At 68.5% G+C, this 13,783-nt stretch carries 15 protein-coding genes and 1 pseudogene; all 16 read left to right on the forward strand.

Translation table 11 applies throughout. The features are described from left to right. Positions 1-161 precede the first annotated feature (161 nt). Positions 162-1,022: an SDR family oxidoreductase gene (locus tag ACQEVG_RS18435; RefSeq protein ID WP_432984603.1), complete on the forward strand. Its 861-nt coding sequence runs from the start codon at positions 162-164 to the stop codon at positions 1,020-1,022. Between the two features lie 54 nt (positions 1,023-1,076). After that, entirely contained in the window at positions 1,077-1,364 is a 288-nt protein-coding gene (locus tag ACQEVG_RS18440; RefSeq protein ID WP_432984606.1) for a methyltransferase family protein, read from the forward strand. A gap of 189 nt (positions 1,365-1,553) precedes the next feature. Then, a pseudogene (locus ACQEVG_RS18445) lies at positions 1,554-2,016 on the forward strand (methyltransferase). 253 nt (positions 2,017-2,269) lie between these two features. After that, complete coding sequence (locus ACQEVG_RS18450; RefSeq protein WP_432984609.1) at positions 2,270-3,475, forward strand: beta-1,3-glucanase family protein; 1,206 nt, start codon at positions 2,270-2,272, stop codon at positions 3,473-3,475. 54 nt (positions 3,476-3,529) lie between these two features. Next, positions 3,530-3,946 carry a cysteine/serine endopeptidase inhibitor gene (locus ACQEVG_RS18455; protein ID WP_432984612.1) on the forward strand — a complete coding sequence of 139 codons (417 nt, stop codon included), beginning with the start codon at positions 3,530-3,532 and terminating at the stop codon, positions 3,944-3,946. 63 nt (positions 3,947-4,009) lie between these two features. Beyond that, positions 4,010-4,744: a chitinase gene (locus tag ACQEVG_RS18460; RefSeq protein ID WP_432984615.1), complete on the forward strand. Its 735-nt coding sequence runs from the start codon at positions 4,010-4,012 to the stop codon at positions 4,742-4,744. Between the two features lie 102 nt (positions 4,745-4,846). Next, positions 4,847-5,659, forward strand: coding sequence for a trypsin-like serine peptidase (locus tag ACQEVG_RS18465; protein WP_432984618.1), 813 nt, complete (start codon positions 4,847-4,849; stop codon positions 5,657-5,659). A gap of 50 nt (positions 5,660-5,709) precedes the next feature. After that, complete coding sequence (locus tag ACQEVG_RS18470; RefSeq protein ID WP_432984621.1) at positions 5,710-5,895, forward strand: hypothetical protein; 186 nt, start codon at positions 5,710-5,712, stop codon at positions 5,893-5,895. A gap of 281 nt (positions 5,896-6,176) precedes the next feature. Continuing rightward, the gene (locus tag ACQEVG_RS18475) at positions 6,177-7,595 is read left to right on the forward strand and encodes a sulfatase family protein (protein ID WP_432984624.1); all 1,419 of its coding nucleotides are present in this window, start codon (positions 6,177-6,179) and stop codon (positions 7,593-7,595) included. A gap of 156 nt (positions 7,596-7,751) precedes the next feature. Continuing rightward, positions 7,752-9,239 (forward strand): sensor histidine kinase, encoded by a 1,488-nt coding sequence (locus tag ACQEVG_RS18480; protein ID WP_432984627.1) that lies wholly within the window; start codon positions 7,752-7,754, stop codon positions 9,237-9,239. A 179-nt stretch (positions 9,240-9,418) separates the two neighbouring features. After that, positions 9,419-10,294 (forward strand): helix-turn-helix domain-containing protein, encoded by an 876-nt coding sequence (locus ACQEVG_RS18485; RefSeq protein ID WP_432984630.1) that lies wholly within the window; start codon positions 9,419-9,421, stop codon positions 10,292-10,294. Positions 10,295-10,391: 97 nt separating this feature from the next. Then, positions 10,392-10,796, forward strand: coding sequence for a winged helix-turn-helix transcriptional regulator (locus tag ACQEVG_RS18490; RefSeq protein WP_432984633.1), 405 nt, complete (start codon positions 10,392-10,394; stop codon positions 10,794-10,796). A gap of 192 nt (positions 10,797-10,988) precedes the next feature. Beyond that, positions 10,989-11,591, forward strand: coding sequence for a response regulator transcription factor (locus ACQEVG_RS18495; protein ID WP_432984636.1), 603 nt, complete (start codon positions 10,989-10,991; stop codon positions 11,589-11,591). 128 nt (positions 11,592-11,719) lie between these two features. Next, positions 11,720-12,964, forward strand: a complete 1,245-nt coding sequence (locus ACQEVG_RS18500; RefSeq protein WP_432984639.1) for an ROK family protein — start codon at positions 11,720-11,722, stop codon at positions 12,962-12,964. Positions 12,965-12,993: 29 nt separating this feature from the next. Continuing rightward, positions 12,994-13,518 carry a CAP domain-containing protein gene (locus ACQEVG_RS18505; protein WP_432984642.1) on the forward strand — a complete coding sequence of 175 codons (525 nt, stop codon included), beginning with the start codon at positions 12,994-12,996 and terminating at the stop codon, positions 13,516-13,518. 18 nt (positions 13,519-13,536) lie between these two features. Then, positions 13,537-13,776: a hypothetical protein gene (locus ACQEVG_RS18510; RefSeq protein ID WP_432984645.1), complete on the forward strand. Its 240-nt coding sequence runs from the start codon at positions 13,537-13,539 to the stop codon at positions 13,774-13,776. Positions 13,777-13,783 lie beyond the last annotated feature (7 nt).

The following is a 13,783-nucleotide window of genomic DNA, read 5'->3' on the forward strand; positions in this document are numbered from 1 at the left end:
CTTCACGCTCCTATCTTGCTGCCCGACATCTCCCTGACCTGCTTACTCTCCTTTGGGGAGTCGACTAACCAAAAAGTGGTCACTTCCCGATGGGGAGTTACTTCTGTGTACTGCTGGCGGGGCGCTCGAGCCCTCCCAGACCTACGTACCAGGAGTGAGACATGTCGATCGCGGTTACCGGAGCGACCGGGCAGCTTGGCCGGCTCGTTGTGGAGGAGTTGCTGCGGCGTGGAGTGGCGTCGCAGGACATCGTCGCCACCGGGCGGAACACCGACCGGCTGGCCGATCTGGCCGAGCGGGGCGTTCACGTGCGGCGGGCCGACTTCGCCGATTCTGGGAGTGTCGTCCAGGCCTTCCAGGGGGTGCGGAAGGTGCTGATCGTGTCGACGACGACCGTCGGTGAGCGGTACGACAACCATGTGCGGGCCATCGACGCCGCCAAGGACGCCGGTGCCGAACTCATCGTCTACACCAGCACGCTCAACGCCCGTACCGCCGGCATGATGCTCGCCGACGCTCATGCGAAGACCGAGCAGTATCTGCGCGACAGTGGCGTTCCCTTCGTCGTCCTGCGCAACGGCTGGTACCTGGAGAACTACACGTCACAGTTCCCGCTCTACCTGGAGACCGGCGTCGTGCCGGGCAGTGCCGGTGGCGGCCGGGTCAGCGCCGCCTCCCGGCGTGACTACGCGGAGGTCGCGGCGGCCGTTCTCGCCGGCGAGGGGCATGCGGGGTCCGTGTACGAACTGGGCGGGGAAAACGCCTTCACGCTCGCCGAGTTGGCCTCCGCGCTGTCCGACGCCTCAGGCAGGCATGTCATCTACAGCGACCTTCCCGCCGAGCAGTACCGTGCCGCGCTCCTCGACGCCGGGCTGCCCGCCGAACTCGCCGAAGTCCTCGCCGACTCCGACCTCGGGCTCAAGCGCGGCGAGTTGTTCACCAGCAGTGGGGATCTGCGTCGGTTGATCGGTCGGCCCGCGGTCGGTCTCGCCGATGTGCTCACCGGAGCGCCCAAGTTCTGACGCAGCGTCAGCCCGGCTCCGGCAGGTAGTGCTCCCCGAGCAGGCAGATATCGCATGGCGCTGTATGTCGTGGCCAAACAGGGCCTGTCCACCGCCCTCGCGGACGGTCCGCTCACGGTCGAGCAGCTCGCTGCCGCGACGGGCACGAACGCCGATGTGCTCCGGCGTATCGTCCGTGCGCTCGCGCCGCTCGGGGTTTTCCGGACCGAAGACGGTCTGGTCGAGGTCACCGATCTCGGCGCGACCCTCGCCGACGGACAGCCCGGCTCGGTCCGTGACCTGGGGCTGTTCTGGTGGAAACCCACTACGCGCCCTTCGGTGAACTCCTGCACACGGCCGTGACCGTGAGAACGCCGCCGGCCATTACTACGGTGAGCCGTTCTTCGACTGGATCTCCAGGTTCCCGGCTCAGGTCGAGACGCAGAACCGTGCCATGGCCGGTGTCACCAAGGGCCTGCGAGCCGGGATGTTTGATGACTATTCGCTGCCGGAAGAAGGTGTCGTCGCCGACGTCGGAGGGCTGACGGAGCCATGATCTGCCAGTTCCTGGCCGGTGAGCCGGACCGGCGGGGCATCGTCTTCGACCGGCCCGAGGTGGTGCCCGCGGCGCGGAAGGTGCTCGCCGAACACGGGCTCGCGGACAGGGTGGACGTCGTCGCCGGGGACTTCTTCGAGTCCGTGCCCCAGGCGGACGTGTACGTGCTTTCCTACATCCTCCACGACTGGGACGACGGGGCCTGCCTGCGGATCCTGTGGACGGTCAAGGCGGCGGCCGCTCGTGGCGCGCGTGTCGTGCTCGTCGAGTCCGTGAATCCCGCCCGGCGACGCCCCGCACCCCGCCAAGTTCGTCGACCTGACCATGCTGGCCATGCTGACCGGACGGGAGCGCACCGCCGAGGAGTACGAGGCGCTGCTGGACGCGGCCGGATTCACCCTGGACCGAATCGTCGCCACCCCCACGCCGTTCTCGTTCATCGAGGCGACCCTGCGCTGATCCCGGTCCACCCTTTTCACGCGCATTTCCCTAGGCTGTGCCTGCCCGACGCTTTCGTCGAAAACGTCGGGCAGGCACAGCCCTCTTTTCCGTTCGCGGTCCGCGCAACAACTGTCCGCGCAACAACTGTCCGTCCCGCAGCAACTTTTGATGACCGTCGCGCGTCACCGCTGGCTAGGTTTGACCGCGTTCACGCAAGGAGCGTTCGAGAAAGGAACGGACATGCCCCGTGGTAAAGAAAGGGAATTCCCGCATGGTGCCGCTTGATTCACCGGTGTTCTCCCGCCGCAGGGCGCTCACCTCGCTGGCCGGTGCCGCCGTGGCCGGCGCCGCGCTCGCCGCGGGTGCGCGTCCGGCCCTCGCCGCGGACGAGGACGGCCCGGCCCTCCCGGAGGAGCGCGCCGGCGGCCTGCCTCTGGTCATCCACAACAACAGCGGTGAGTACGCCAACCGCAACGTCCACCTGTACATCGTCGGCACCCGGGGCGACCGTCACGTGCGGGTCACACCCCGCGGCACGGTCGAGCCGGTCAAGGTCTCCGACAACAAGGACAACGGCTTCACCGACTACGTCATCCCGCTCGACGCCCGCGGCCCCACGCGGATCCGGCTGCCGCACATGTCCGGCCGGATCTACGTCTCCCTGGGCGGCAAGCTCAAGCTCAAGGCCGTCCGGGACGGGGCCGGGCGGCCCGCGCTCCAGCACCCGGCGGGCTGGGTGAAGTCCGACCCCAACTTCCCCGTGCTGCACGACTTCGTGGAGTTCACGCACAACGCGTCCGGCATGTTCTGCAACACCACCATGGTGGACATGTTCAGCGTGCCGCTGATGATCCGGCTGTCCGGGAACCGGGACCAGACCACCGGCAGGATGCGGCAGGGCGGCCGGGCCCGGATCTTCCGGGCCATGGAGAACACCCCCGGCTTCGGAAGGCTGGTCGTCGGCGGACGGCGGGTCGTCGCGCCGAGTCACGGACTCGACGCGGGCCGGTTCGGCAAGCACTACTTCGACCCGTACATCGACAAGGTCTGGCAGGCCTACCGGCAGCAGCCGCTCCATGTCCGTACCGTCGCGGGCGCGTTCAGCGGCCGGGTCGACAACGGCAAGCTCACCTTCCACGGCCCGGCGACGGTCTCCTTCGCCAAGCCCTCCACCCGCGACGTGCTGTTCTGCGACGGCGCGCTCGCCGCCCCCAACGACGGGGTCACCGGTCCCGTGGCCGCGATCCTGGGCGCCGGCTTCAACCGCTCCACGCTGCTCAGCCATCCGAAGCAGCCCACCACCCGCGCGGCGGCCTTCTACAAGCCGGAGATCACCAACCACTACGCGCGGGCCATCCACGCCCAGATGAGCAACGGCAAGGCGTACGGCTTCGCCTTCGACGATGTGGCCGAGGGGGCGTCGTACATCCAGGACACCCAGCCGAAGACCATGCATCTGACGCTGACCCCGTTCTGACGGGCCGGTACGGCCTCTCTCCTCTTCCGATCCTCCGACGAAAGGCGATCTGTCATGCCCGTTTCCCGTCGTACGCAGTCGGTCCTCGCCGTCACCCTGGCGGCGGCCATTCTCGGTGTCGCCCAGGCGTCGCCCGCCTCCGCCGTCCCGATCGGCAAGGTCCGCCAGGGCAAGGCGACCTACTACAACGAGGCCGGCACCGGCGCCTGCGGAAAGCCGCTCGACGCCGCGACACAGATGCTCGTGGCGGTCTCGCCGAAGTGGTGGAAGCCCGCCAATCCCAACAACGACCCGCTCTGCAAGCTCAAGGTCCGGCTGACCTTCCGCGGCAAGACCATCACCGTCCCGGTCAGGGACAAGTGCATGGAATGCGGGCCCAAGCACATCGACCTCAGCCAGCCGGCTTTCGCGAAGCTGGCCAATCCCTCCAAGGGCGTCATACACAAGGTCACCTGGAAGTTCGTCCGTTGACCAGCCCGTTCCTTGTCCGCTGACCCACCGATTCATTCCATCTTCAATCGAGGAGTTTCCACCATGCCGAAGATGCGTACCGCTCATGCCCTTCTGACCGCCGTGCTGCTGGCGACGACAGGGGCCGGCCTCACCGCGGCGACCGCGTCCGCCGCACCTGCCGCGCCCGCCGCCCAGGGTGACTTCGTCGTCAGCAAGGCGGAGTACAACAAGATGTTCCCCAACCACAAGCCCTTCTACAACTACGAAGCTCTGGTCAAGGCGATGAAGAAGTACCCGGCCTTCGCGGGCAAGGGCAACGCGGGGACCAAGAAGCGTGAGGCGGCCGCCTTCCTCGCCAACGTCCACCACGAGACCGGCGGCGGGCGCTACATCGTCGAGCAGAACGAGGCCAACTGGCCGTCGTACTGCGACACCTCGCAGCCGTACGGCTGCCCGGCGGGGCAGTCCGCGTACCACGGTCGCGGACCGATCCAGCTCAGCTGGAACTTCAACTACAAGGCCGCCGGTGACGCGCTCGGCATCGACCTGCTCCACAAGCCGGGGCTGGTGCAGAAGAACCCCGTCGTGGCGTGGAAGACGGGACTGTGGTTCTGGATGACCCAGTCCGGTGCGGGCACCATGACCCCGCACAACGCCATGGTCAAGGGCAAGGGCTTCGGCCAGACGATCCGCAGCATCAACGGCGCCATCGAGTGCAACGGCGGCAACCCGGCCCAGGTGCAGAGCCGGGTGAAGACGTACAAGAAGTTCACCAAGATCCTCGACGTCAAGCCGGGCAAGAACCTCAGCTGCTGACCCGCTGAGCCGGTGCCGGACGCCCGTGAACTCCCCGAGCGTCCGGCACCCCAATGCGACGCCCATGCCGTAGCACCACCCCCCTTCTTCGGAGCCGGATCCATGAGACGTACCGCGATGCTGGTCAGCGCCCTCAGCCTCGCCGCACTGGGCGCCACCGTCGGGCCGGCGCAGGCGGGGCCCGCACCCGCCCACAGTGAGACCCGCGCCACCGCCTTCTCCGACCAGGAGCAGGACACCGCCCTGGAGTTCTGGACCGACGCCCGGCTGAACGCCGCCAAGGCGATAGCCGCGCCCGCCGCCACACCGGAGGCGCCGGCCGTCACGTCGTCCGCCATGTCGTCCGTCACGTCCTCCGTCATCGATGACGGCGGGCCGCGACTGTCAGTCCCGTCGGTGGTCTTCCCGGACGCGGAGACCACTGTGTCCGCCGCCGATGAGACGCCGCTGTCCACGCTCGCTTCCAAGCCGGAGGCCTGGAAGCGGGGCGGGCTGATCAGCAGGACCGCGGGCAAGGTGTTCTTCGAGAACGCCGCCGGCGGCCTGTTCGCCTGCTCGGCGACCGTCGCCAACAGCAAGAACAAGTCGGTCGTCCTCACCGCCGGGCACTGTGTGGTTGACGCCCGCACCGGCGAGGTCTTCCGCAAGTGGATCTTCATCCCGGGCTACCACAAGGGCAAGCGCCCGCACGGCACCTTTACCGCGAAGAAGCTCTTCCACCTGAAGTCGTACGTGTCCAGCCAGGGCATGCCAACTGGGATGTCGCCTTCGCGACCCTGCGGGGGCATGACGGCCGCCCGTTGGCCAAGGTCGTGGGTGGTGCGCAGGGCATCAAGTTCAATGCCCCGAACGGGCGTTACGTCCATTCCTTCGGCTACGGCGGTTCGCGCACCGAGGGCAACGGCGAGCGGCTGAACCACTGCCAGGGCAAGGAACACCGCGACCTCGGGCGCCCCGGCTCCACCATGTGGGGCATCGACTGCGTGCAGACCGGCGGATCCAGCGGCGGTGCCTTCCTCGCCGAGTTCAAGGCCGACAAGGGTGTCGGTGTTCTGGTCGGCAACATCGCCGTCGGCACGGACGCCAGCGAGTACCACCCTCGTCTCGGCGACCGCGCCCGCAGGCTCTACAAGGCCGCGAGCAGGGCCTGATCCCCGCCCGGGGGTGGCGTTCCCCTCCCTTCCCCCGCCTCTGGGCTCCCCGGAACACCGGGCGCCGTCACGGGCTTTCGTGCCGGCGCCCGGTGTCCCTTTTTGCGTGCCGGATTAATTGGCCGCCAGAGCCGGAATAAATCCCCCAGCACTTATGGGTGTTGACCGGCACGGAATCCGGCTGCCACGCTTTCGATATGATTCGTACTCGTCAATTACTGACCCTGATAGTCGGCGGAGTGGCACTGGCTCTGGCGGCTCCGAGTGGAATGGGCGGGGCAATGAACAGTCCCGCCGTCACCACACAGCCGGTCGCGGCCGCGGCCCAAAAGCCGAACATTGTCTTCGTCCTCACCGACGACATGTCCTCGAACCTCCTGCCGTACATGCCGGAGGTTCAGAAACTCCAGTCGCAGGGCATGACGTTCAGCGACTTCGTGGTCAGCAACTCGCTCTGCTGCCCGTCCCGGGCGTCCATCTTCACCGGCCGGTACCCCCACAACACCGGAGTCCTCAGCAACGAGGGGCCGAACGGCGGGTTCGGCGCCTTCCACGGCGGCGGAGAGGAGCGGGACACCTTCGCCACGGCCCTGCAGGCCAAGGGCTACCGCACCGCCATGATGGGCAAGTACCTGAACGGCTACAGCCCCAACGACACCGTCGCGGGCCAGAAGCCGCACGTACCGCCGGGCTGGAACCAGTGGGACGTCGTCGGCGGCGGCTACCAGGGCTACGACTACAAGCTCGCCCACAACCACAAGATCGAGTCGCACGGCCACAAGCCCAAGGACTATCTGACCGACGTGCTGAGCAAGAAGGGCACGGCGTTCGTCAGGAAGTCCGCGGCGGCGAACAAGCCGTTCCTGCTGGAGATCGCGCTCTTCACGCCGCACGGCCCCTCCACGCCGGCGCCCCGCCACGAGAACGCCTTCCCCGGCCTTGAGGCCCCGCGCAGCCCCGCGTTCGACAAGCTGCCGACCGACGCCCCGCCGTGGCTGGCCCGGCAGGACCGGCTCACCCAGCGCGAAAAGAACACGATCGACCGGAAGTTCCGCAAGCGCGCCCAGGCGCTCCAGTCGGTCGATGGGATGATCAGGAAGCTGCGCAACGCCCTGACCAGGGCCGGAGTCGCCGACAACACCTACATCGTCTTCGGCTCCGACAACGGCTTCCACCTGGGCGAGTACCGCCTCAAGGCGGGCAAGCAGACCGCCTTCGACACCGACGTCCGGGTACCTCTGGTGATCGCCGGACCCGGCGTAGCGGCAGGCAGGACGAGCAACGCCCAGGTGTCGAACATCGACCTCGCGCCCACCTTCCAGCGGATCGGCGGCGCCCCGGTGTCGTCCCGGGTGGACGGGCACAGCCTGCTTCCGCTCCTGGACGGCGGCTCCGACGCCAACTGGCGTACGACCAACCTGATCGAGCACCGCCACGCCGACAAGTCTCCGGGCGACCCCGACAACAACGGCGGGGAGAGCATCAGCCCGCCGAACTACCACGCCCTGCGCACCAACTCCTACACCTACGTCGAGTACGGCAGCGGAGCGAAGGAGTACTACGACCTCCGCACCGACCCCTACCAGCTGCACAACACCGTGGGGGAGCTCGGCGGAGCCCGGCTGGAGAACCTGCAGGACGCACTCAAGCGACTCAAGAACTGCCGTGGCGACGGCTGTTGGAGCGCCGGGAATCCGTAGCTCCTCTCCCGGGGACGCCCCCGCCGCGTACTGTTGGCGGGGGCCGTCCGCGCTGGACGGGCCGGGGTCGGCGGAATGCGGGTGACGAGTGCTGATGGTCGACGAAGGACTCGTCCTGCGTACGGATGCCGGTGAGCGGACGACCGGTGGCGGCCGGTGAAGCTCTCCACCCGGCTCGCCCTCACGGTCGGCGGCGGCGTACCCGTGCTGATCGTGGCCTGCGGATGGCTGCTGCTGAGCCTGATAACCGATGACCTTCGCCAGCAGCAGGACGCTCAACTGCAGGCCCGTGCCACCGTCGTGGCCAAGAACACCAAGAACTATCTGGACGCGGCCGGGACCGGCCAGCCGGTTGTCGAGGAGGCCCGCCGGCAGCGGCTCATCAAGTCCACCAGCGGCATGGGCGTGCGGGTCACCGGACCCACGAGCACGCTGCAAGCCGGTCCCCAACTCCCACCCGCGCAGCTGCCGTACAGCGCCCCGAAACCGCTGAAGGTGACCGTCGAAGGCCGAGACTGGCTGGTCCTGTCGTTGCCCGTCGCGATCGACCGGAAGCGGGACCGGCCCAACCTCTGGCTGTTCTCACCGGACACCGTCGAGGAGGAGCTGGCGCTGGTGCGCCAACGTGTGTACGCCGGGGCCGCGCTGGCCCTGCCGCTGGCGGGAGCGGCGGCCTGGGCCATCGCGAACCGGGCGGTGTTGCCGCTGCGCCGGCTGCAACGTCGTACCAGCGAACTCGACCCGCGCACCAGCTCCGCCCGGCTGGAGCACCGCCCCACCCGCATCGCCGAGGTCGACGACCTCGCGCTCACCCTGCAGACAGTGCTCAACCGCTACGACGAGCAGGTGGCACGGACCGGGGAGGCTTTGGCCACGGCCCGGTCGTTCGCGGCGGCGGCCTCCCACGAGCTGCGTTCGCCACTGACGAGCATCCGCGCCAACCTGGACGTCCTGGCAGGCCCGTTCGAGCTCGACACGGCGGAACGGGAGGAGGTACTGGCCGAGTTGGTGGCCGAGCAGGAGAGGCTGGTCGGCCTGCTCACGATGCTGCGGACTCTGGCGCAGGGCGATCTGGTCGAGGCGGAGGCGTTCGCGGCGCTGGACCTGGGGGAGCTGGTGCACTCCTGCGTCGCCGGACTGCGCCGCGCCCACCCCGAGACCGAGGTGTGCGTGCGGGCGGCTTCGGGACTGATCGCGCACGGCTGGGCGGAGGGGCTGCGCTCGGCGGTGGACAACCTGCTGACCAACGCCCGGGTGCACGGCAGGGTCGGCGAACGTGCCGCCACCATCGCGGTGACCCTGCGGCAGTCCGACCGGCCGGGCGAGCGGATCGCGGTACTCACCGTGGACGACGACGGCCCCGGCGTCCCGCCCGAACGCCGGGAGAAGATCTTCGAGCGGTTCTGGCGCGGTCCGGACAGCCCCGGCTCCGGGCTGGGCCTCACCCTCGTAGCCCAGCAGGTCACCCTGCACCAGGGGCAGGTCTCGATGTCGGACCGCCCGGACGGGCAGCGCGGCACACGCTGCGAGGTACGGCTGCCGCTGACCGGCGTGCGGGAGTTCGAGCACACACTGCCGTTGCTGCGCCGCGACTGGCTGAGCGGCACGGCGGAGGCGTCCGGAATCAATCCAGCCCGAGGCTGATTCCTTCTGGCTCGAATTCACCCCACCCGGGGTCGGCGATTCAGGGGTCGGCAATTCCTGTGCTGAATTAATCCCGCCCCGCGTCGATTATTCCCGCAGGGATTCCTTGAGAACAGCACCTCCTTCTTGTCATGGTTCCGGAGAGAGCTGTCGGACCCGAGGAAGAGAGGACGCCGACGTTGGATGGAACCACTGCGGTGGCCCACACGATGTGGCGCGCGCTGCACGTGTGGAAGCGGACGCTGGGCCATGGCGTGCACACGCTTTTGGTGCCGCCGTCGACGGGAATCGGGCTGAGTGTGCACGTGAGCGGCATCCTCGCCGTCCACGGGGGCCGCGGGAACACGCGGGAGACGATCCTGCTGCCGGAGCACGTCTGCGTCACCCCCGCTGAACCGAACCGGCCGCTGATCGTGTCCCCGAGAGGGAACAGGCCCGCCGTGATCGCGTCCCTCGCCATTCCCGAGGCCATGGTGCGCCGGCTCGTCGGAGAGGAATTCCGGATGGGGGAGCGCCAGTCCCCGCACCCCTGTCCGGCTGTCACATCCGACCCGGTGCTCGCCGAAATGGTGAAGGCGGTGGTGGCCGCCAGTGAACTCGGTGCCGACGACGTGTACGCGGACTCGGCCGCGCGTTTCATCCTCGCCCACCTTCGTATTCCGCGGTCGCGCGCCGCCGCCCCGAAGGAGCCGGCGGGCGGTCTCACCCAGCAGCAACTGGAGACCATCACCTCGTATGTGAGAGCCAACTTTGCGCAGCCCATCACCCTGGACGATCTCGCCGCCCTGGTCTCCTTCAGCCGCTTCCACTTCCTGCGCTGCTTCAAGAACGCCACGGGCGCCACGCCCTACCGGTATCTCACCGAGTTGAGGATCGCGTCGGCGCGAACGCACCTGGAGAACGGCACCGAGACCATCGCGGCCATAGGCCAGCGCTGCGGCTTCTCGGGCTCCGAGCACTTCTCCCGGAGCTTCCGCCGGGTCATGGGCTGCACACCGTCGCAGTACCGCACGATGCGGCCAGAGTCGCCCGCGGCCAGGCACTCTCCGGAGTAGAGTGCTCGTCGCTCCGGAGAGTTTCCTCCGCTGGATACGCTTACTGCGGCAGCGGGACGTGCACGCGACGAGGGATGAGGGCATGACGGGTGGGGGCATGACGAAGGAATCGCGCACCGAGTGGGACCCGTACGCCGGCGGCTGTCCGTCCCGCGATGTCCTGCACCGCATCGGCGACAAGTGGACTGTGCTCGTCCTCGGGGAGCTGGCGGAATCCGGAGCCAAGCGCTACACCGTTCTGCGCAGGAAGCTTGAGGGCGTGAGCGAGAAGATGCTCACGCAGACACTCCGCGCGCTGGAGCGGGACGGTCTGGTCCGCCGGACCATCCACCCGGAGATCCCACCCCGCGTCGAGTACGAGATCACCGAACTGGGCGCCACTCTGCGCGAGCCGCTGATGGCGTTGAAGAACTGGTCGATCAGTCATATGAGTGACGTCATGGAGGCGCGGGCGGTCTACGACAGCCGCGGTGATACGGCGTTCCGCCGGTCCGCGGGCTGAGTGGCGAGCGGCCTCGGACCAACGGGGCATGCCCCGGAGGCGGTTGGCCCACGCGTACATCGCGCCCGCGGGCGTAGGCAACGCCTTGAGAGGAGCGAAGCATGGCCGGCAGGGCCGGACGAGTTCTCGTGCCGACGACGACGTGAGCGCGCGGCGTTCGCTGGAACGCGGACTCCGGCTGGGGGCTTCGAGGTGACGCTGGCCGGTGACGGCCGTTCCGCGCTGGAGTCGATGATCAGACTCCGTCCGGACATTGTGGTCCTCGATGTCTGCATGCCCGACCTGAGCGGCATCGACGTGTGCCGGACACTGCGCGAGAACGGGGACGACCTGCCCGTTCTCATGTTCTCCGGACTGGACGAAGTGGCCGACACGATCGCCGGGTTGCAGGCCGGCGGCGACGACTACTTGGTCAAGCCCTTCGCGCTCCAGGAACTGACGCTGCGCCTGCACGCCCTCCTGCGGCGCCGCCCTCCCACCGCGACGGACCGGGTCCGGGTCGGCGGCCTGGTCGTGGAACCGTCCGCCCGCCAGGCATGGCTGGACGGACAGCTCCTGCACCTGACGCCCCGCCAGTTCCATCTGCTGGAGATGCTGGCCCGGAACGCGGGCCTGGTCCTGACCCGCGGCCAGCTGCTCGAACACGTCTGGGGTTACGACGCCCGCGTCCGTACGGACTCCGTGGACACGTTCGTCAGCTGTCCGAGGCGAAAGACGGAGGCAGACGGGCGTCCCCGCATCCTGCACACCGTGCGCCGTGTCGGATTCGTTCTGCGCGTGGACGGCCAGGCCTGACCGCCCGTTCACTGCGCCAGGAGGGGCGGTTCAGGAGGGGCGGCGGTCCCGATCACAAAGATTCCACAAGAGCGGTCCCTACTTTCCTCCTTGCGGCAGGCCGGGTCTGCCACAAGGAGGGGGCGGAAGTGCCGAACGCGACACGCAACACCACATGGGCACGGGGACAGTACGGGGATCAGATGCTGCGCTTGCTGCGCCAGTTCGGCCCCCTGACACGGAGCGAGCTGGGGCAGTTGTCCGGGCTGTCGCGCACCACGCTGTACGAGGTGGTCAGCAGGCTCGTGGACAGTGGCCAGGTGATCGCCGCGGTGCCGGACAGCACTCCGCGCAGGCGGGGGCGCCCGGCGGAGAAGCTGGTTCTGAACCCGGAGGCCGGCCGTGTCCTGGGCATCGACTTCGGGCGGCGGGCCGTTCGCGTGGTCGCGGTGGCGGGGGACCAGGACGGCCTGGAGCGCCACGGCCTGGAGCACGACGTCATCAGTACGGCGAGTGAAGCGCATTCCCCCATGGCCCAGTGGCCGGACCGTATCGTCATCGCGCGTCGGCTCGTCGGCACCCTGACCGGTGGACGACTGCGACTCGACGCCCTGAAAAGTGTGGGAGTCGCGGTGACGGGCCCGGCAACCGACTCGCCCGCCGCGGTCGACCAGCGGGCCATGGCGGTGATGATGGGCCGCAGCTTCGGCACACGGGTGCGGTTCGACAACGCCGCGCGGCTCGCGGCCATGGCCGAGACGGTCTGGGGCGCGGCCCAGGGACAGCGAGACGTGCTCTACCTGGAACTCTCGGACCCTGTCGGTGGGGCGCTGGTGAGCGGTGGCGTGCTGCACCGTGGCGCACACGGCCGGTCGGGGGAGTTCGGGCACATCACCGCGGAGCCCGGAGGCGCGCCATGCCCCTGCGGTGGCCAGGGCTGCCTGCAGACCGTCGCGTCGACCACGGCCATGCTGAACTCGTTCCGACCCGGGGCGGACTTACCGGACTTGGTGGCCGCGTTGGGTTCCGGAGATCCGGCCGCCCACGCGGTGCTACGCCGGGCCGGCACCCACGTGGGAAGGGTGCTGGCCGGTCTGGTCAACGCGCTCGAACCCGGCATCGTCGTCGTGGGCGGTGAACTCGTCACGGCCGGCCCGACCCTTATGGAGTCGGTGCGGCGTGAACTGCTGGCGAACGTCGTGCGGTGCGGCTCGCGACCATCGCTGCTACTCCGTCCCGCGAAGTTGGGCGACTACGCCGCCGCTCTCGGGGCCGCGTCACTCCTTAGGCAGCCCGGCAGGGCTCCTTCGCATTCCGTCGGAAAGGACCTTGGCGGCGGTCAGGATGTCGGGCCTTCGCGCGAATTAAGGGCGGGCAGGACCGGATTAAATTGAACGCATTCAATCTGGAATGGAAAGCTCAGATGAGTCGAATAGCGCTCGGGCTTACGGTCACCGCGGCCACCACCGCGTTGTCGGCCACCTTCGCCGCCTCGGCATCGGCGGCACCGTCCGCCGAATCGCTGCGAGCCGGCGTGCTCAAGCTGACGAACGCCGAACGGGTCAAGGCCGGTTGCCCCAGGCTGAAGAAGAACTCCGCGCTCGCCAAGGCCGCCCAGCGGCACTCCGCCGACATGGCCCGGCACAACTTCGTCGGCCACGACGGCTCCAACGGCAGCACGATGGTGACCAGGGCCAGGGCGGCGGGCTACACCGGCTTCAGTTCGCTGGCGGAGAACGTCGCCGCCGGTCAGAAGAGCGCCGCCGCGGTCGTCGAGAGTTGGATGAAGTCCCCGGGGCATCGGGCCAACATTCTCAACTGCTCGCTCAAGCACCTGGGCGTCGGCTACGTGAAGAAGCCGGGTACCCCGTACGGGACTTGCGTACGACGCCCGGCGCGCCCAGCCTTCACGTCGTCGGCGACGCAGGACTTCGGCGCCAAGTTCTGACACGGGAGCGTGGAAGCCATGCGGAAGCTGCGCTTACTCCTGGTGCTGCTGGCCGTCCTGACCATGCTCACCTCCACCGGGAGCAACCAGGCCGACGCGAGCGCATCCGCCGTCGCGGTCAAGAAGAAGGGCATCAGCGCCTGGAAATTCAATGGGGTAACCGGGGCGATGGCCGACGCGAAGGTCGGCTGGTTCTACACCTGGGCCTCGGACAAGCAGAAGATCAAGCCCCGCCGGGCGTCGAGTTCGTGCCCATGATCTGGGG

The sequence above is a fragment of the Streptomyces sp. CA-135486 genome, from assembly GCF_050936555.1.
Classification (GTDB): Bacteria; Actinomycetota; Actinomycetes; order Streptomycetales; family Streptomycetaceae; genus Streptomyces.

Coding starts and splice junctions, on each gene's coding strand:
- ACQEVG_RS18435 (WP_432984603.1), top strand. CDS start 162: ATGTCGATCGCGGTTACCGGAGCGACCGGGCAGCTTGGCCGGCTCGTT.
- ACQEVG_RS18440 (WP_432984606.1), top strand. CDS start 1,077: ATGGCGCTGTATGTCGTGGCCAAACAGGGCCTGTCCACCGCCCTCGCG.
- ACQEVG_RS18450 (WP_432984609.1), top strand. CDS start 2,270: ATGGTGCCGCTTGATTCACCGGTGTTCTCCCGCCGCAGGGCGCTCACC.
- ACQEVG_RS18455 (WP_432984612.1), top strand. CDS start 3,530: ATGCCCGTTTCCCGTCGTACGCAGTCGGTCCTCGCCGTCACCCTGGCG.
- ACQEVG_RS18460 (WP_432984615.1), top strand. CDS start 4,010: ATGCCGAAGATGCGTACCGCTCATGCCCTTCTGACCGCCGTGCTGCTG.
- ACQEVG_RS18465 (WP_432984618.1), top strand. CDS start 4,847: ATGAGACGTACCGCGATGCTGGTCAGCGCCCTCAGCCTCGCCGCACTG.
- ACQEVG_RS18470 (WP_432984621.1), top strand. CDS start 5,710: ATGTGGGGCATCGACTGCGTGCAGACCGGCGGATCCAGCGGCGGTGCC.
- ACQEVG_RS18475 (WP_432984624.1), top strand. CDS start 6,177: ATGAACAGTCCCGCCGTCACCACACAGCCGGTCGCGGCCGCGGCCCAA.
- ACQEVG_RS18490 (WP_432984633.1), top strand. CDS start 10,392: ATGACGAAGGAATCGCGCACCGAGTGGGACCCGTACGCCGGCGGCTGT.
- ACQEVG_RS18505 (WP_432984642.1), top strand. CDS start 12,994: ATGAGTCGAATAGCGCTCGGGCTTACGGTCACCGCGGCCACCACCGCG.
- ACQEVG_RS18510 (WP_432984645.1), top strand. CDS start 13,537: ATGCGGAAGCTGCGCTTACTCCTGGTGCTGCTGGCCGTCCTGACCATG.